The sequence below is a fragment of the Vibrio genomosp. F6 genome, assembly GCF_005146325.1.
GTDB classification, from domain to species: domain Bacteria; phylum Pseudomonadota; class Gammaproteobacteria; order Enterobacterales; family Vibrionaceae; genus Vibrio; species Vibrio cortegadensis.
Genome location: NZ_SYUT01000022.1, coordinates 52,346 through 70,554 on the forward strand (window position 1 = coordinate 52,346; position 18,209 = coordinate 70,554).

General features: G+C 42.6%; 15 protein-coding genes. 9 read left to right on the forward strand and 6 right to left on the reverse strand.

The genetic code is table 11. The annotated features are described in order from the left end of the window. Positions 1 to 81: 81 nt before the first annotated feature. The 3 genes from FCV43_RS08190 (at position 82) to pepE (ending at position 3,822) form a co-directional block, all read left to right on the forward strand. On the forward strand, positions 82 to 450 hold the full coding sequence (locus FCV43_RS08190) for a DoxX family protein (protein ID WP_113797050.1): 369 nt from the start codon (positions 82 to 84) through the stop codon (positions 448 to 450). Positions 451 to 875: 425 nt separating this feature from the next. Continuing rightward, positions 876 to 2,675 carry a hypothetical protein gene (locus FCV43_RS08195; protein WP_136994810.1) on the forward strand — a complete coding sequence of 600 codons (1,800 nt, stop codon included), beginning with the start codon at positions 876 to 878 and terminating at the stop codon, positions 2,673 to 2,675. Between the two features lie 415 nt (positions 2,676 to 3,090). Then, positions 3,091 to 3,822 (forward strand): dipeptidase PepE, encoded by a 732-nt coding sequence (gene pepE / locus FCV43_RS08200; protein WP_017054760.1) that lies wholly within the window; start codon positions 3,091 to 3,093, stop codon positions 3,820 to 3,822. Between the two features lie 71 nt (positions 3,823 to 3,893). Here pepE and FCV43_RS08205 read toward each other — a convergent pair whose 3' ends face one another. Further along, positions 3,894 to 4,817, reverse strand: coding sequence for a LysR family transcriptional regulator (locus FCV43_RS08205; RefSeq protein ID WP_136994812.1), 924 nt, complete (start codon positions 4,815 to 4,817; stop codon positions 3,894 to 3,896). A gap of 96 nt (positions 4,818 to 4,913) precedes the next feature. After that, the gene (locus FCV43_RS08210) at positions 4,914 to 5,426 is read right to left on the reverse strand and encodes a cysteine hydrolase family protein (RefSeq protein ID WP_136994814.1); all 513 of its coding nucleotides are present in this window, start codon (positions 5,424 to 5,426) and stop codon (positions 4,914 to 4,916) included. 140 nt (positions 5,427 to 5,566) lie between these two features. Here FCV43_RS08210 and FCV43_RS08215 point away from each other — a divergent pair, with 140 nt between their 5' ends. Continuing rightward, a complete protein-coding gene (locus tag FCV43_RS08215; RefSeq protein WP_206380324.1) occupies positions 5,567 to 6,526 on the forward strand; it encodes a GlxA family transcriptional regulator in 960 nt (319 codons plus the stop codon). Here FCV43_RS08215 and FCV43_RS08220 read toward each other — a convergent pair. Both FCV43_RS08220 and FCV43_RS08225 read right to left on the reverse strand, forming a co-directional pair. Then, positions 6,515 to 8,440, reverse strand: coding sequence for a sensor domain-containing phosphodiesterase (locus FCV43_RS08220; RefSeq protein ID WP_136994818.1), 1,926 nt, complete (start codon positions 8,438 to 8,440; stop codon positions 6,515 to 6,517). The genes FCV43_RS08215 and FCV43_RS08220 overlap by 12 nt on opposite strands. Before the next feature lie 129 nt (positions 8,441 to 8,569). Beyond that, on the reverse strand, positions 8,570 to 9,130 hold the full coding sequence (locus FCV43_RS08225; protein WP_136994820.1) for a DUF2301 domain-containing membrane protein: 561 nt from the start codon (positions 9,128 to 9,130) through the stop codon (positions 8,570 to 8,572). Between the two features lie 455 nt (positions 9,131 to 9,585). Between FCV43_RS08225 and pdhA the strand changes: the two genes are divergently transcribed. Genes pdhA through FCV43_RS08240 form a run of 3 tightly spaced genes read left to right on the forward strand, consistent with a single transcriptional unit; the run spans position 9,586 to position 12,912 of the window. Beyond that, on the forward strand, positions 9,586 to 10,695 hold the full coding sequence (pdhA, locus tag FCV43_RS08230) for a pyruvate dehydrogenase (acetyl-transferring) E1 component subunit alpha (protein WP_136994891.1): 1,110 nt from the start codon (positions 9,586 to 9,588) through the stop codon (positions 10,693 to 10,695). Beyond that, a complete protein-coding gene (locus FCV43_RS08235; protein WP_136994822.1) occupies positions 10,688 to 11,671 on the forward strand; it encodes an alpha-ketoacid dehydrogenase subunit beta in 984 nt (327 codons plus the stop codon). The genes pdhA and FCV43_RS08235 overlap by 8 nt, the downstream gene beginning before the upstream one ends. Continuing rightward, positions 11,668 to 12,912, forward strand: a complete 1,245-nt coding sequence (locus tag FCV43_RS08240) for a dihydrolipoamide acetyltransferase family protein (RefSeq protein ID WP_170961626.1) — start codon at positions 11,668 to 11,670, stop codon at positions 12,910 to 12,912. Before FCV43_RS08235 ends, FCV43_RS08240 begins: the two co-directional genes overlap by 4 nt. 115 nt (positions 12,913 to 13,027) lie before the next feature. Here FCV43_RS08240 and FCV43_RS08245 read toward each other — a convergent pair whose 3' ends face one another. Continuing rightward, positions 13,028 to 14,014: an electron transfer flavoprotein subunit alpha/FixB family protein gene (locus tag FCV43_RS08245; RefSeq protein ID WP_136994826.1), complete on the reverse strand. Its 987-nt coding sequence runs from the start codon at positions 14,012 to 14,014 to the stop codon at positions 13,028 to 13,030. A gap of 50 nt (positions 14,015 to 14,064) precedes the next feature. Beyond that, positions 14,065 to 14,844: an electron transfer flavoprotein subunit beta/FixA family protein gene (locus FCV43_RS08250; RefSeq protein ID WP_136994828.1), complete on the reverse strand. Its 780-nt coding sequence runs from the start codon at positions 14,842 to 14,844 to the stop codon at positions 14,065 to 14,067. Positions 14,845 to 14,982: 138 nt separating this feature from the next. On the opposite strand from FCV43_RS08250, the gene FCV43_RS08255 reads away from it, so the two are divergent. Both FCV43_RS08255 and FCV43_RS08260 read left to right on the forward strand, forming a co-directional pair. Beyond that, entirely contained in the window at positions 14,983 to 16,650 is a 1,668-nt protein-coding gene (locus tag FCV43_RS08255) for an electron transfer flavoprotein-ubiquinone oxidoreductase (protein WP_136994893.1), read from the forward strand. 326 nt (positions 16,651 to 16,976) lie between these two features. Then, positions 16,977 to 17,777, forward strand: coding sequence for a class I SAM-dependent methyltransferase (locus FCV43_RS08260; RefSeq protein ID WP_136994830.1), 801 nt, complete (start codon positions 16,977 to 16,979; stop codon positions 17,775 to 17,777). Positions 17,778 to 18,209: the final 432 nt, after the last annotated feature.

Sequence of the window (18,209 nt, forward strand, 5' to 3'; positions counted from 1 at the left end):
AATAAGTCAAATAGTAGTCTACTTATGATGATTTAGGAATGCTTAAATAGCTATATCAAATTAATAAGGAGATAAACTTATATGTCGATTATTCAAGGGTTGCTGATTACATTTTTTTTGTTTGCAAGTTCCATTAAAATATTTGGATGGATCAAGCCCGTATTTGAACCTCAATTAGCCTTCTTTCATAAGTATGGCCTTAACCGAGCTTTAATGGTTGCCGTTGGGGTAATTGAAGCTATCGGTGCAATAGGAATGCTCGTAGGAATGATTACGGAAGAGTCGTTGCTAAATTCTCTAGGTGCAGGGTTAATTGCGTTAACTTCTGTGGGAGCAATGTACTTCCATTTCAAATTTGATACTTGGAAAGAAGCCATTCCTTCAATGTTAACACTACTACTTTCTCTGCTGCTGCTTTCGTCGTTACTAGAAATGCTGATTAGCCGTTAGTGAAAAAAATTAAATATCAGGCAACAAGACGCCTAACTTTATCCTACTAATAAACCCTGTGATTGATGAATGGATCCTTCTTACATCCTCAACCAGGGTAAGATCTCTCGCCGCCATAGGCTCAATGGTCAATCTACGTTCTTTCTCAAGGTTACTAGGGAAAATATAAATAGCTTACAACCCTATCGACCCCAAAAATTAATTAATTCTTGCTCTCTCAATTTAAGATTTTTAATTCACCAATCGCTCCATTCTCGACTCAATACATTAGCACTTCCTTAAAAATCAACGAATTGATTATTTTTCATACCAGAATCACACATTCATTCATTTTATAAAATCAATAATATAAAACAGAGTAATATCCTCGTGACAATCAATCCAATAGGTTGATTTATATCTACTTTTAAACAAAAGGATATAACATGAGCAACATTTCTAGTTCCTTCCTCGGCTTAAGTTTATTGATGGCTTCCAGTTCAATATGCTATGCATCGAACCTTGATCAAACCGATCCAATTGCAGATTTATTTCAGTCCTCGACACCATACTTTCAACCACAATGTCATTTATACGGCGTTGAAAAAAGTGTTCCCACTGGCTGTAATTACTACCTCTTAAACTTGAGTGACATTGTCAAGGAAGAGAGAAAAACATTCACGTCTGAGTTATTAGGGCTTGGTGTTGATAGCCAGTACGTATTGGTGACTAAACCAAGTGAGATTGAAAAAAGGGGTATATATCTTCTTGATGATCTTGATCCTGAATATCTCGCATCTAACTTAATGACTGAACTCAATAAGCGAAGCCGTAGTAAGAGGTCTGCATCCCAAGATAGTGGCAATGTGATGGAATTTATTGTTCACCGTCGCTTCAATGTTGAAAGAAAAGGCAAAGGGAATGTCACGTTAAAATACAAAGTTCGCTACTACAGCAAGTCCCCATTTTATGCTCGTTCTGGCGACAAAGATAAGTATGTAGAAATCGTATTGGCGGAAGGCTCTGGTGTTGATATGGGGATGGCAGATAGCTGGTCTGATATTTACCGTCGCTGGAATCATAATAGTAATACAAACTATGTCTACAACGAATATCTTGATGCTATTGATGTCAATATTAAGATTAATGACCCTACCAAGCTGTCATCAGGTCAGATTTATCTCAACGATCTCTACCCACGAATGCAAGATCAAGTGGAGTCAAAAATCGAGAAAGAAACAAGTACTAGCATTAAAGTTGGTTTAGGGTTCTCTCCTAAAATACCAATCAAAGATATTGAATATAAGTTTACGGATAAATACAGCATCACCAATAAAAAACAGTTTGGCCTAGTGACTAAAACCAATAAAGACGGCTACAACATTAAATATGTAAATAATAAATATGGGTCGTCATTGGATCCTGAACATGGTTTCTGCAATTTAGGCACCGCAGATGGCTGGTGCTGGGACTACGATGAACGTCGAGGTAACCCTTGGAATTTTTATAAGCTAAGAGAAAATAACTCTTTGGCTATTAGCGGATTACGTCCTGATTTTGTAGCAAAAGTGGCAGCGAAAGAAGACACAAATGGCTCATCTGACATTGTTGTCAAAACCACTGTAGATAGCCTCGCTCTATTTGGTCATAACCGTTGGATTATTGGTCGTCGTTACGCATCGGGTAGCCAATTATGGAATAGTAATACCGGAAGTGACTCTGACTGGGATACTGGTCGTGACTTTGAAAAGCTGACTTATTCAGATCAATTTTCTGTAACCGTTGATTGGAATAGTCCGTGGTTCTTAGGGGCTGACGCCGTAACCATTAAATCCACTTACTTAAGCCAAGAGAACGCGCAATGTTTGACGGTGGTAACCAATAAGTCGTTACAGTTTAAAGATTGTATCGATGGATCTAAATCTCAATCCTTTATTTATGATCAAGAGAAAAGATACCGTAGCGTCGCCAATATCGACCAATGCTTAGAAACGGCAGATGGCCAATTAACGCTGAGTTCCGATTGCCAAGATGACTTTGCTCGAAATACTCAGATCTGGTACTGGCAAGAGCCTAACGGGTTTGCTAATGATGTTCTGTACACAGTGAATAATAACAGGACGATCAATTCAATCGATGCTTCAACAGAAGTACCTAGCGTTATTACGCTCGACGACACAGAGAATATGCCAGAAAGCGTACTTTACACCAGTCGTTTCACGGATTTTAGTTCTATTAAGCCATAATATTTTTTAGATTATTAAACCAAATAAAACCGCTCACTTATTATATGCGTGAGCGGTTTATAGTAGTTATCTAGGTAGCATCTCAGGTTTGACAGTATTACTTTCTAACATCAAATCGCCACACACATCGGTGTATTTGAAATAGGGTCACGGAACACTCGAGCGTTGTTCCTAAAGCGTCTCCCAATGCTAATCCCAGTAATGTCAGAAATAGGAAAAGTTGTCCAAATATCCTCACTGGCGCACATCATTTCTGCTCAATTTATGAATACTACCCCTATCAGCAAACTAGATAACAAAATGCAAATTTCGCTCATTGTTTATTAAACGTCCAATGACCCATTTGCTTATAGTTTGATACCGAGATTCTGGCAAAATTGCCGATAATTAACAGAAATGAACAGGAGCTTAACCAATGAACATGATGCTATTTAGCAACGGTAAAATTCCGGGTGACCAACAGATTTTACAATACGGCCTAGAATGGATTCGCGCTGCCGTCGAGCGCACTCAAGCTAAAAAGTTACTCTTCATTCCATACGCAATGATTCGCGGAAATTACGATGATCGTGTAACGGCACTACAAGACATTTTAGGCCCAATGGGATGCGAAGTGACTGGGATCCATCAAGCGGATGATCCTGTGAAAGCGATAGAAGAAGCCGATGGTATCGTCGTGAGTGGCGGCAATACTTGGGTACTAAACAAAATGCTTCATGACTTGGGTTTAGTTCGTCCAATTCGTCAAGCCGTTCTTAACCACAACAAGCTCTACATTGGCTGGAGTGCTGGTACTAACATAGCGACTCCTACCATTCGCACAACGAACGATATGCCTATCGTCAGCGCTGCCATTCTGCCTTCATTAAACCTCGTTCCTTTCCAGATCAATCCGCATTACATTGAAGCTAATATTTCTGGTCACATGGGCGAAACTCGTGATGAGCGAATTGAAGAATTTTTAGCGATCAATCAACATGAGATTGTAGTGGGTATTCCTGAAGGCACAATGCTACAAGTGATTGGCGATAAACTGACATATCACAGCGCAACCGACGCGCCACTAAAACTGTTCAAGCATCAACAAGAAGCAGAGTACTACCATGAACATGATGAATTTGAATTCTTAATGTCCCATGGCTGCTAACCTGCCTCTCTAGCATAAACATATACGTATTGGCATAGCGAAACACGCTATGCCTTTTTAAATAGTGGCACCTATTTACTCGCGTCTTCTTTCTTCCTTTCACGCTGTAAACTTTGCTTAAAAACCTCTTTAATCATCACGTATCGTTCAGGCAGTTGACGATTACGTTTTTGTACCAAATACAGAGTCTCCAATACGGTTTCAGACGGGGTATGCACATGCAGGAAGTGTCTTTCTGCAAACATTTCAACCGCACTCTGTGGCAGTACAGTAAATCCAATCCCTTGAGAAATGGGCAGTAATATTTGGCCAATTTGGTTGATATAACTCACTACAGGAAAGCTATCACTATTAAGCGCAGCCAATTTCTTATCACCACAAAGATCAAAATAGAGGGATAAATAGTGCTCTGCATCAGGATGTTTCACTAGACCTAATTGAACCAAAAGCTCTGGGGTAATGGGCAAATCTTGATATTGACGAGGTAGGATTAAGCATAATGGCTCACTCGCGAATTTTTTAGATTGAAATAGGCTCGGAGTGGGAATATGCGTGACAACACCTAAATCAATACTGCCACTTTGAATGTCATCCAAGATCTTATGGTTGGGTGCCGCTTCGATATGTGCCGTCAACTCAGGGTACTGTTTTTGTAACGATATCAGCTGTGGGTACATCAATAGCGCCAAAGCACCAGAACAGGCCAAACGACACTCTCCTGATTGAGGGTCATCAAAGCTCAGACTTTCAAGAAGTTCCAGCTCGCGCAGAGACTGAGTCAGTGCGTAGTCATACACCTGTTGCCCTTGCTCGGTCAGCTCAAAACTCTTCCCTTCTCGCTTTAAAAGTTCATGTCCACATGCCAGCTCTAACTTTTTGATATGTTGGCTTACTCCGGGCTGAGTCATATACAATTTTTCAGCTGTCTGAGTAAAATGCCCCACTTCAACCAGAACCTTAAACGTTTCCAACCATTGTGGATTTAATGCTGCCATGCTTTTCTCTCCCAACCGTGATCTTTCGAGCATTCAATATCAGGAGAGATAATAACAAAAAATTATCATTAGATGGCAGGTTGATAAATTAGGGTTTTAATAAAATACTTGAGCCGTCGTTACCAATGACACTCTTACTGAGAGAGCGTTAAGTGCAAGGTTATGAAGCATCTCATCCACAGTTGTACAGCAATCAGTCACAACAGAGACTTCATACTTTTCTGCTGCTTTTGAAATGGCAGTATGCGTTACACAATTGTGCGTCATCATTCCACATATTAACAATGTCGTTATCTTATATTTATCAAGAACCTCTTCCAAATCAGTCTGCTCAAAACTATCAGCAAATGATTTGTTAACAACATCGCTATTCGGTGCCGCGGCCAAAATTTCTGGGTGTATCTTTACGCCTTCTGTACCAGGGCTAAAAAAAGGAGCGCTTACGGAAGCGATATGCTGAACATGAATAACAGGTATATTTTTTTTATGTGCGCATTTAATCGCTAATATCGTATTTCGTAAGGTTTCTTGGGTATCCCAAAGTGGATAATTTCCTTTGGGGAAGTAATCATTTTGAACGTCGATAACAACTAAAGCTTTCTGATCCATATTTTATTCCTATTTGTAGGTTGATTTGATAACACTTACTTTCGTAGCGCTATTATCGCTTCTACCTAAACCCACAAATAAGTGGCACAACTGACATAATAAAGGTTATAACTGACAACTGTTGTGTCACATTGAGAACTATTATGGCCATCCAGATCGCAATCATTGATTATCCAGAAAGCTTGAAAACAGCAACGTATGGTTTTATTGAGATGTTTCAATTGGCTAACCGAATCATTATTGATCAACATTTATCGTATCATTTCGAATCAACAATAATTCAAGTACCAGCACCGGACATCAACCCAGCCCTGAACCTTCAATTCGATATCATATTATTACCACCAAGTAACCAAAGTTCGTATTACCTACAGCCCGACCTGAATCTCATTGGATGGCTAAGCAATCAACATAAAAATGGTGCCATAATAAGCGCAGCTTGTGCTGGTGTTTTTATCCTAGCTGAAACTCAACTATTAAAAAAACGCTCAGTCACAACTCATTGGGCTTTATCGCAATTATTTAAACAGCACCACCCTGACATACCATTAGATTCAGATAAGATCTTGATCAACCACAGAGATGTTATTACTGCCGGAGGAATGATGTCTTGGCTTGATTTAGGATTTGAGATCGTGTCTCAATACTCTCATCCTCATGTAATGAGACAACTAGGAAAGATGATGGTCGTAGATACCGGGCAAAGAGAACAACGCTATTATCAACAATTCTCACCCATATTTAATCATGGCGACAGCGATATATTATCCATTCAAAAGATGCTTCAAACTGACTTTTCACAGCGATTCACAATAAGAAACCTAGCAAACCAATGCTGTTTAACTGAGCGAACGTTCTTGCGTCGTTTTATTAAAGCAACCCAACTGAAGCCAACCCAATATATTCAACGATTACGCATTCAGCACGCATGTCATTTGTTAGAAACATCGACTCAATCATTCGACTGGGTAGCCCACAGTGTTGGATACGAAGATGTCAGTGCGTGTCGAAAAGTATTTATAAATATTATGGGATTAACACCGAGTGAGTTTAGACAACGCTTTCACATTAACCACTCAGTGAATGCATCATTTAAATAAATAACTCTTTTCAAATAAATCAGCAGTAACAGGCTTGCCGTAAAGGTAGCCTTGTCCATAATCGCACTCTTCAAATTTAATGAAATCATCTTGGGCTTGTGTTTCTACCCCTTCGGCGATGACGTGCATATCCAACTTTTTACCAATGGCGATGATCGCTTTAGAAAGCTCTCTATCTTGCTCATTTTTTTCTATATTAGTGATAAAGCAACGGTCAATTTTAAGGGTATTAAAAGAGTATTTTTGTAAGTAACTTAAGGATGAATACCCCGTCCCAAAATCATCCAAAGACACTCTAACACCCAGTTGCTGTAGCTTCTTGATCGTACGCTGCGCAATATGCTCATCTTGCAATAAAATGCCTTCAGTAATCTCAAGCTCCAACGCCGATGCGGGTAATTGGTACAAAGTTAAAAGATCGGCAATATGTTCAGCAAAGCTCGAGTATCTAAATTGAACCGGAGAGATATTAATCGCGATTCGAAAGTCGCCCGGTTGTAGGACATACCATTTTGCAGCTTGGGAAATCGCAGTATGTAAGACAAAGTTACCGATCTCATTGATCTGTCCATTGTGCTCGGCAAGGCTGATAAATTGATCCGGCGGTACATTTCCTAAAATTGGGCTATTCCAACGCAATAGGGCTTCCGCACCGATCACTTTGTTATCCTTGAGGCAGAAGAAAGGCTGGTAGTTAAGGCTCAACTCTCGATTTTTAAGTGCATCGACTAAATTAGATTCAAGGTGATATCGCTGCTCAATATTTAACTGAGTTTGCTTCGTAAAGAATGTGTATTGAGAACCATCAACCTTACTGATATCCATCGCCGCTCCCGCTTTCTGTATCAATTCAGCTGCGTTATCAGAATCTGACGGTGACTGCGCTATCCCCATACAGCAAGGAATCGTGATGGTAAATTCGTCGATCGTAAACGGGTGATTACTGCTAGTTATGATTTGATTAATCAACTGCATTTCATCTGTTGTATCACTCTTAGGTTGCGCGATAACAAATTCCGCTCCCGCGACTCTGGCAAATAGAGTATCGCTGCTTAGAAAGCGCTGTACACGTTGGCTAAAAAGCTGCAGTAATTTATCGCCAATCACATAACCGTAACTATTATTAATCGACTTAAAATTGCGCAATCCAAAATAGATAATGGTTGTATGTGGTGATATTGAAGCATTTAACTGTTGGGTCAATGAACTCATAAAGCTTAAGCGATTAGGTAAGCCAGTGAGAGCATCGTAGCTTTTATAGTAGTCTACGGAATCTTCAATGACTCTACGGCTCTCAATTTCTTGAATCAACTTTTCACTCAATTTTGCCAGTTCTGAGGTTCTCTGTTGAACATTATTTTCAAGGATTTGATTCAGATATTGCAACTCGGAATGTTGATATAAGCTCGCCAAGTTAGCGTTGATTCCATTTTGAAACCGTTCCAATAACTGTCGGTAAAGTGGGCTGTATTCTCGTTCTTGACTATCTAACATACAAATAGTGCCAAATGGTGTCTTATCTGGCCAAGTTAACGGCAACCCACAGTAAGCGATCATTCCTAGCTTGATGTCAGGGTTATGATCCCAATCCTTATCCTTAAGTGCGTTAGGTATATTCAATTCACTCTGATTCTGAATCACCGTTTCACAGTAAAGGCCATTACCTAGCACCTCACTATCATGCCGGTGGTAAGGGTTACCTTGAGTTCGGCTCGCTGTAAATACTGAAATATCAGTCGCTGTGACTCTCATAATCAGCACCGCAGGACTATCGACAATCTCCGCTAAGAGATCGAGTGTTTGCTGCCAACCATTAAACATCTCATCAGGTACATCTATTTGAGAGGTATTAATATTCAGGTGACCAAATAGGTGCTCATATTGCAGTTTTTTAAGCTCGCTTTTATAGGGCATCGCATAGTGTCCTTGCTATGAATTCGACTCATATTCAAATAATAATAGCTCTTGTTTGCAAACATCGTTATGTCTTCGAGATGAAATTAAAGAGAATAATCTCCTCAACAATTCCGGTTCATTTACCCTTTACACTTGGTAATTAGACTTATCACCAATATCGAAATGAAGCGGCATTCGCCATTTTTCATAGGATAAATAAGCCAGCACTAAACCTGAAACGAATAACATCACAGCGGCCAACATCCAACTTTCAAACATCATCAAAAATGTGCTTAAAGCCAGTAACAGTGGTACCAATTTTAAACCTAGCACTTTAAAACAGAAGGACTCTTTTAACGCAATTCCGGAGAAGGTAATAAAAATAAAACCAAGAGATAGCCATGAATAAAACAGATTGGGATCACTCAACATCAAAAGAATACCAACCCAACTCGACCATGAGATCACCGCTCTCACAAGCTTATCGTAAACGTGTATATTAGCCGCGCTCATAGCCGTTGAGATACTCATGATCAGCAAGCACACTCTCTCCATATCGGCAGGTATCACCATCCACTCGGCTTTTCCTGCCAGTATTGCGGAATACATAATCGCCACTACCGAAAACAAGCTAATACCACTCCGATACAAACACACGCTTAATTTATCAAAGCGATCTAACGTCTCTTTATGCTCTGGATTTGCCACGATTTAACTCCCCAACTCTGACTTGTCATGCAGTATATACTGAAACTCAAACCACGTTCATAACCGCATTCACAGCTTCAAATTGATTGAAGTTTCAAGGTGCAATAACATCGCTCATCCTACAGCACAATAATCTTATGAAATTCCCTTTAATAGCAGTGAATTTTTTCAAATAACGTCACTCTAGGTTTTTAATTTCTGGGCTTTTAAATTCCATATTTTCATCTGTTTTACTCACTGTACATCTCAATTTACTCCGTCTCGCTTTTAGATTTCAAGCACAATTTAACATTTTGGTTACACTTAATGTATTCGCAATACCAATGTTAATGACAATTAAAAGTGATGTTCCTAGAGTAATGCATCAACTTATTGGTATTGGTTACAAGCAGTTAGGCATAACTCGTCATCATCGACAGTGGATTTGTCGAACTGAGCTACCAAAGGAGCTTGAGATGAATGTTCAGGCGTTACCTATGCATCGGTTTATCGACCATCAAGGCAATCTTGTTTGCCCACTCCCATCATGGGCCGACAAAGCAACACTAAAAGGGTTTTACTGCGACATGGTATTAACCCGCACCTACGATAAAAAAGCCGTCGCGCTTCAGAGGACCGGGAAATTAGGAACTTACCCTTCACACCTTGGTGCAGAAGCCATTGGAATTGCCATCGGACGCGCGCTCAATTCTGATGATGTTTTCATTCCATATTATCGAGATTTTCCTGCGATGTGGGCTCGTGGAATACCAATGGAGAAAAACCTCCAATACTGGGGAGGTGATGAGCGAGGCAGCGACTTCAGTTCAAGCAGCACCTCGCCAAACCACCCATCTCAACAAAGTTATGATTTGCCCTTTTGCGTTCCTATCGCGACCCAATGTACCCATGCCGTTGGGGTTGCTTCTGCATTGAAAATCGAAGGAAAACATAAAGCCGCATTGGTCACATGTGGTGATGGCGCGACTTCTAAGGGGGATTTTCTAGAGTCTTTGAATTGTGCGGGCACATGGAACATCCCATTAATTTTTGTCGTCAATAACAACCAGTGGGCCATCTCTGTTCCCCGCAGCCTGCAATGCGCAGCAGAGTTTCTTTCCGAAAAATCAGCAGGCGCTGGCATCTCTGGCATCACTGTTGATGGAAACGACATTGTCGCCATGTTTGATGCCATATTATCCGCGCTTGATCATGCACGAAAAGGGAAAGGAGCAACGCTCATAGAAGCAATAAGTTATCGCTTAAGCGACCACACCACGGCTGATGATGCCACTCGCTATCGAAGCGATGAAGAGCTTCATGAGGCATGGGAATTTGAACCGATCAGCCGACTAAAAACCTTCCTTATTCAGAAAGGCTACTGGTCAGAAAAAGAAGATCAGCAGTGGTTAGAACATTGCCAAAAAGTGATAGAGCAAGCCGTAGACAACTACCTAAATACTCCTGGTCAAGCCCCTGAAAGCGCCTTTGATTTTCTCTACGAATCTCTCAGCCCAGATTTGCACCACCAGCGAGATGAAATCATCAACAAAGCAATGCGTTTGCAAGGAGGCAAGCATGGCTGAAATAACATTGGTAGAAGCGGTCAACCTTGCTCTGCATTATGAGATGGCATCCGACTCTAACGTGGTACTTTTAGGGGAGGACGTGGGTGACAACGGAGGAGTATTTCGTGCCACTGTCGGTCTCAAAGAGAAATTCGGTTTAAAGCGCGTCATTGATTCCCCACTCGCTGAGGCGTTAATTGCAGGCGTGGCAATTGGTATGGCCTCGCAAGGGCTACGCCCCATTGCAGAGTTCCAATTTCAAGGTTTCATCTTTCCGGCCATGGAACATTTAATGTGCCATGCCGCCAGAATCCGTAATCGAACTCGTGGGCGTCTCACCTGCCCTGCAGTTTTTCGAGCGCCATTTGGTGGAGGCATCCATGCGCCCGAACATCACTCCGAGAGCATTGAAACCTTATTCGCCCATATTCCAGGTTTAAAAGTGGTCATCCCATCCTCGCCACAGCGCGCCTACGGTTTACTGCTGGCCTCCATTCGCAGTAACGACCCTGTGATGTTCTTCGAACCAAAACGGATTTATCGCACCGTCAAGTCCGATGTTGTCGATAACGGAAAAGCGTTACCTCTCGACAGTTGCTTCACGCTTCGCAAAGGGCGAGATTTAACTTTAGTCACTTGGGGAGCGTGTGTTGTCGAATCCCTACAAGCGGCGAATACGCTTTCTGCTCAAGGCATTGAAGTGGAAGTGATTGATCTCGCGAGTATCAAACCTATCGATATGGCGACGATTCTACACTCGCTAGAGAAAACAGGTCGCCTGTTAGTGGTTCACGAAGCGAGTAAAACCTGTGGCGTAGGCGCTGAAATTCTGGCTCGAACAGCAGAACAGGCGATGTGCTTATTAAAAGCCCCACCTAAGCGAGTAACAGGGATGGATACCATTATGCCTTATTACCGAAACGAAGATTTTTTCTTGATAAAAGAGCAGGATATTGTCCTAGCCGCACAAGAGTTAGTGGAGGGATGGAAATGAAATCTTTTATGCTACCAGACTTAGGCGAAGGCCTTGCCGAATCAGAAATCGTGCAATGGCACATCAACATTGGAGATCTCGTCAAGGTTGACCAGATTGTGGTGACGATTGAAACAGCAAAAGCGATCGTAGAAGTGCCCGCCCCCTACAGTGGTAAAATCGTCCGTCGATATGGTGAAGAGGGGGATGTCATTAACATCGGCTCCCTTTTACTTGAGATTGAAGAAGAGGGAGAACTGACGAAAGTAAACTCTGAACCGTCTCTATCCGAATCCACGCTATCTGGCTCTGAACAATCCGGCTCTAAGCGATCTAGTTCTAAACAATCTAACTCCGCTCAAAATGATTCAACCATCAGCAAGAAGCAAGATGCCGCAACCGTAGTTGGCAATGTATCGCAGCAAAACCATCACGTTAATATCGATGATTTTTGGATCGGTGGTGATCCTAATACGAGCACCGACAATCTCATTACCGCCATGCCTTCTGCTCGGCTATTAGCGCAGCAGTTAGGCGTAGACTTACACGAAATCGTAGGCAGTGGCGCTGATGGCTTGATCACCGATGATGATATTTACCAACAGTGTGACAAACAACTCCCTGGCACTGAAGTACTCAAAGGGTCTAGACGTGCGATGGCAAATGCGATGACGCACTCGCATCACAATGTCGCAGCAGTAACCATCACAGAAGAAGCCTTACTGATGAATTGGGCCGAAAATGAAGATATCTCCATTCGACTGATTCAAGCGGTACTCCAAGCCTGCCAACAGGAGCCAGCACTCAATGCATGGTTTGATGCTGAAACCATGACTCGATGCATTCATACCTCGGTCAATGTAGGCGTGGCAGTAGACAGTTCGCACGGTCTGTATGTGCCAGTATTGCGTCACGCTGATGAGTACAGTGCCAAAGGGATTCGTCTGTGGCTTGATAAAACGGTGGATGGTATCCGAGAGCGCAAGATCGGCAGAGAACAGTTACAACATGCCACCATCACACTATCCAACTTTGGTGCCATCGCTGGGATTTATGCCACACCTGTCGTGTCTCCCCCACAGGTCGCTATCGTGGGAGCAGGACGAATCATCCGCAAAGTAATCGTAGAAAACGATAAAGCGGTAGAGGTCAAAGCGATGCCATTATCGATGACCTTTGATCATCGAGCGTGTACAGGAGGGGAAGCGGCGCGATTTATTAAAGCCTTAGTAACACATTTACAGCATGCTAAAGTGCAATAACGCTCATCTGCCATAGCACTTGTATACAATAGTACTTATCTACAATAGCATTCATCGATGCGAATACTCGTGGTAGAGCATCAGTTTAGAAGAGAATAATTCGCTCACAACCCATTTACACTGAGCGAATCAATTCAGGCATGATTTCAAAGAGATCGCCGACGATTCCATAATCGGCGACCTGAAAAATCGGCGCATCTGGGTCACTATTGATCGCGACGATCACCTTAGACTCTTTCATGCCTGCTAGATGCTGGATCGCCCCTGAAATGCCCACTGCGATATACAACTCTGGAGCCACTATCTTACCCGTCTGCCCAACTTGAAGATCGTTAGATACAAACCCTGCATCTACCGCCGCCCGAGATGCACCAATCGCACCACCGAGCTTATCGGCAAGTTGCTCAATTAAACCGAAATGCTCTTGGCTACCCAAGCCTCGTCCACCTGAAATAACGACCCGAGCTTCGGGTAACTCAGGACGCTCACTTTCAACTTTCAGCTGCGACACAAATTCTGTCGATTGTGCTTTGATACTCTTGTCCCATCTCTCTATCTTTGCCTTTTTGTCTTCACTAGAAACAAGTTCCTCACTCTCTATGGCATCAAACGCTGAGCTTCGAATTGTGATCACTTTAATTGAGTCGAGAGATTTCACTTTTGCGAGCGCGTTGCCTGCATAAATCGGGCGAATCACGATATCTGGAGTTTGAATCTCAACCACATCTGAAAGCTGCCCCACTTCCAATAGAGCCGCAACACGAGGCATCAGATCTTTCCCAAACGTTGTCGCAGGGGCGAGTAGATGCGAATAATCTTGTCCGATTTCAGCAATCAACTCCGCCATATTTTCTGCCAGCCTATATTGATGATCACTTGAATCAGCGACAATCACTTTATCAACGCCACTGATTGCCGTTATTGAGTCGACCACCGTTTCACAACTATGCCCTGCGACAAATACCGATACGGCGCCTTTATCGTGCTGCTCACTACTCATTATTAGCAAGCTTGCGGCTTTGATAGTTCGCAATGTTTCCATCGAGACTTGTGAGTTATCGTGCTGTGCAACAACTAAAACGCTTAACGGTTGATCGTCCATGTGTTTGCTCCTCATCCCTACCCGAACAATGCGTACCTCTTACCACTACGCTAAATGACTTTGGCTTCACTCTTCAGTTTATCCACCAGCTCTGTCACGTTTTGCACTATGACTCCGGCTTTTCGCTCTGCTGGCGGCATCACTTCAAGTATCTCTTGGTGTTTCACCTCTTCAACCCCTAGCGCACTTGCCGTTAACACTTCTAATGGCTTTCGTTTGGCTTTCATTATATTTGGTAAGGAGGCATAACGAGGTTCATTAAGGCGCAAATCGGTACTGATAATCGCAGGTAGCGCCAACTTCAACGTTTCCAGACCACCATCAATTTCACGAGTGACTTCTACGCTGCTCTTATTACCATTCTCATCAGCAACGATTTTCAACTGCGAAGCAAATGTTCCTTGCGGACGCTGAGTCAGAGCCGCCAACATTTGTGCCACTTGATTGTTGTCAGTATCAATCGATTGCTTACCAAGTAGCACCAACCCTGCCTCGTCGAGCATTGATTCCTGCTGCATCACCGCTTTCAAAAGTTTGGCAACGGTAAGAGGCTCAGGAGGTGTGATGAAATCAATATGAATAGCGCGATCGGCCCCTAAAGCCAGCGCCGTACGCAACTGCTCCTGACAACCATGATCACCCGCAGACACCACAATGACTTCATCCGCATATCCCGTTTCTTTCAACCTCACAGCCTCTTCAACCGCGATTTCACAAAACGGATTCATCGTCATTTTTACGTTATTGTTTTCAACGGATGAACCATCACTTTTAACCCTAATTTTGACATAGGGATCGATCACTCGTTTGATTGCGACTAATACTTTCACAATGCCATCCTTATCAATGAACGCTACTCATGTCTGCCTTACTTTTGAGCTTAGTAAAGTTTACGTTTACGTCAACTGGACTATATTTAATGGTAAGTCAGCGTAATACAGCAGGGCTATCGTATGGGCAGTGAGCGTATGGACAAAGAGTGCATGGAATTTGACGTAGTAATTGTCGGTGCAGGCCCATCAGGCTTAGCGGCCGCTTGCAAACTCGCGCAATTAACCCAATTGGAAAACCGCTCTCCAATATCCATCTGCGTAGTGGAAAAAGGGGCGGAAGTTGGTGCTCACATCCTCTCTGGAGCTCTGTTTGAAACGAGCGCGCTAGATGAGCTATTCCCTGAATGGCAGAGCATGGATACTCCTATCTCAACCCCCGTAAATAACGATAAGTTTGTCTACCTCACCACTCAACATAACCACCTAACAGTACCTCGGGTGCTGACCCCAAACCCCATGCACAACAATGACGAAAACTACGTGATCAGTTTATCGAACTTATGCCGTTGGTTAGCACAACAAGCTGAAACACTCGGTGTCGAAATCTTCCCCGGCTTCGCGGCCACTTCCATCAATTACGATGACAATGGCACAGTGACAGGCATCAATACCTCAGAAATGGGACGAGACAGACATGGTGAACCTAAAGCTAATTTTGAAGCGGGAATTGAGCTAAAAGCCAAATACACTATTTTTGCTGAAGGGGCGCGTGGTCACTTGGGCAAACAGCTCATGAGTAAGTATCGACTTGATGCAGATAAACAACCGCAGCATTATGCGCTTGGGCTCAAAGAGATATGGGAAGTGCCTAGTTCCGAAACTAAAGCAGGAGATGTCATCCATAGTATTGGTTGGCCATTAAGCGAATCAGACAGCTCTGGTGGCGGATTTCTTTACCATTTAGAAAACAACAAAGTCGCGGTGGGGTTGATTGTCGACCTCAATTACAGCAATCCATACTTAGACCCTTTCGAGGAGTTTCAAAGACTTAAACACCACCCTGTTTTTAGTCAACATCTCAGAGGCGGTAGTCGTATTTCTTATGGCGCGAGAGCGATTGCAAAAGGTGGGTTTTCTTCCCTCCCGAAACAGCAATTTCCTGGTGGTTTATTGATTGGATGTGATGCTGGCACACTCAATGTGGCCAAAATCAAAGGGTGCCATACCGCCATGAAATCTGGAATGTTGGCGGCAGAAGCGATTTTTAACGCTTTAGAAAATGTGAATGATCAACCACTTGAGCCTGATTACGATACTCAGTTTAAAGCTTCTTGGCTCTATCAAGAACTCGAAGATACTCGCAGCTTCAGCGCCGCGATTCACAAGTACGGCAACCTACTCGGTGGAGCGTTGATTACTCTTGAGCACAATGTATGGATCCCTCTATTTAACCAACCTGAACCTTGGGTGATTCATGACAGAAAGGCGGATCACCTTCATCTAAAAGAACTTAGCCAGTGCCCGCCAATCACTTACCCGAAACCTGATGGAGTATTAAGCTTTGATCGAAATTCATCCGTCTACCTCTCCTCGACTCAACATGAAGAAAATCAACCTTGCCACCTCTTGTTGAACGACTCGACCATTCCTATTCAAAACCATTTATCTCGCTTTGATGAACCTAGCCAGCGTTATTGCCCTGCCGGGGTATATGAAGTGGTCATTACGGATAATGAAAAGCGATTTCAAATCAACCCTGCCAACTGTTTACACTGTAAAACTTGCGATATAAAAGACCCATCGCAAAACATTAGCTGGCAACCTCCAGAAGGCGGAGGCGGGCCTAATTATCGGGATATGTAGAGAATAGGATAGCCCACGATCACGTGTATCTATCACTTATCAAGCCCTTACTCTCCTGATATGGTCGATGGCTTGAGTTCCTCTTCATTAGCTCCCAATCACGATGCTATCTATCGCGGCCGCTTTGTTTTATGTACTCCCCCGCATCTTAGACCGTTTGTTCAAGTCTTAGCTAATTTCTTGCACAGTAACTCCATGCTAAAGTGGTTGCGTAGCCCCGCTAACCTGTTAACTTATTATTTTCCAAGAAATTAGCATTCAAACTAGGTACATTCTTAGTATACGGAACTCTTGGCAATACACTTCAAACTGCATGGGAGATAACAGTGCAAGAGGAATATATGGATTACTATGCGAATTTTGATGAAGAGCAGCGTCTCGTTTGTCAAAACATTACTCGCATTGAATTTGATACCACCATCAACCAACTTGAATTATTTACTCACTCAGCCGAAACGCTTACCGAGTTTGGTGCAGCAACGGGTCGTTATTCCATTTTTTATGCCCAAAAAGGCTTGGATGTAACCGCTGTTGAGCTCGTTCCGGAATTGGTTGCACAACTAAAACAAAATGCCGTTGATCAAAATGTTGAGCTAAACGTATATGAAGCAAATGCAACGGATGTTTCTTTTGTTCCAGACAGCTCTCAAGATATGGTGTTAATTCTTGGGCCCCTGTACCACATACAAGAAGAAAGCGAACGACAAGCTGTAATAAGAGAAGCTCATAGAATTCTTAAGCCAAATGGTGTTGTCGCAGTCGCTTATATCAGCCGTTTCTTTGTAGCCGGACTGCTTGCTAAAATGTCGAGTACTTTGATTTCACCACAAATACTTAGTGAATTGAACGAAACGGGATTAGTTACATCGAAAGAAGTCGATGCATTCTTTAGAACAGGATATTTTGCAAAACCTTCTGAAATTGAAAATTTAACTAAATCCGAAGGGTTCCGTATAGAAAAGCATGTGGCTACAGATGGCTTTGGACGTTACATCGGTTCTGAAATCAATTCATTATCAGAGCAACAATACCAAGCTTGGTTGCAGCATCATCTATTGGTGTGTTCTGAGCCATCACTTCTAGGTTCGAGTAACCACGGTTTGGTTATCGCACGCAAGTACAGTTAACAAATAACCATAAGTGTCGTTTAGTATTAAAAATAATGGAAACTTGTCGTATGAATAATCTTTTTACGTATATTGCCGCGATAAAAGGTGAAATGACGGGATTAAAACTGGTAAGTCATGAATCAATCGACAAATCTTATAAAGATCAGGACATAGCCGTTGATTGTGTTGAGTCGCTATTTCATTTTTCAAACGGAGTCATAATAAAGCATTGCACTGAGTCAGAGCTCTTTGAAACGACGGAACAAACATGTCCGGAGTGTTGGATTTCATATGAGGTAATTTCAGACTCAAAAAGCACTAAGGTACGCCCCATAAGAAAGACCTTCACAAACCATTGCCAAGAGATTTTTTGGCTAAAAATCAATAAGCAACAGATAAGCCCATAACAAGAGGCCGTTGCTAGCCTCTTGTTGTTGCATACTCTGGTGT

What these genes read in the sequence shown, in the direction of transcription:
- FCV43_RS08190 (WP_113797050.1), top strand. Translation starts at nt 82, where the DNA reads ATGTCGATTATTCAAGGGTTGCTGATTACATTTTTTTTGTTTGCAAGT.
- FCV43_RS08195 (WP_136994810.1), top strand. Translation starts at nt 876, where the DNA reads ATGAGCAACATTTCTAGTTCCTTCCTCGGCTTAAGTTTATTGATGGCT.
- pepE (WP_017054760.1), top strand. Translation starts at nt 3,091, where the DNA reads ATGAACATGATGCTATTTAGCAACGGTAAAATTCCGGGTGACCAACAG.
- FCV43_RS08205 (WP_136994812.1), bottom strand. Translation starts at nt 4,817, where the DNA reads ATGGCAGCATTAAATCCACAATGGTTGGAAACGTTTAAGGTTCTGGTT.
- FCV43_RS08210 (WP_136994814.1), bottom strand. Translation starts at nt 5,426, where the DNA reads ATGGATCAGAAAGCTTTAGTTGTTATCGACGTTCAAAATGATTACTTC.
- FCV43_RS08220 (WP_136994818.1), bottom strand. Translation starts at nt 8,440, where the DNA reads ATGCCCTATAAAAGCGAGCTTAAAAAACTGCAATATGAGCACCTATTT.
- pdhA (WP_136994891.1), top strand. Translation starts at nt 9,586, where the DNA reads ATGAATGTTCAGGCGTTACCTATGCATCGGTTTATCGACCATCAAGGC.
- FCV43_RS08235 (WP_136994822.1), top strand. Translation starts at nt 10,688, where the DNA reads ATGGCTGAAATAACATTGGTAGAAGCGGTCAACCTTGCTCTGCATTAT.
- FCV43_RS08240 (WP_170961626.1), top strand. Translation starts at nt 11,668, where the DNA reads ATGAAATCTTTTATGCTACCAGACTTAGGCGAAGGCCTTGCCGAATCA.
- FCV43_RS08245 (WP_136994826.1), bottom strand. Translation starts at nt 14,014, where the DNA reads ATGGACGATCAACCGTTAAGCGTTTTAGTTGTTGCACAGCACGATAAC.
- FCV43_RS08255 (WP_136994893.1), top strand. Translation starts at nt 14,983, where the DNA reads ATGGACAAAGAGTGCATGGAATTTGACGTAGTAATTGTCGGTGCAGGC.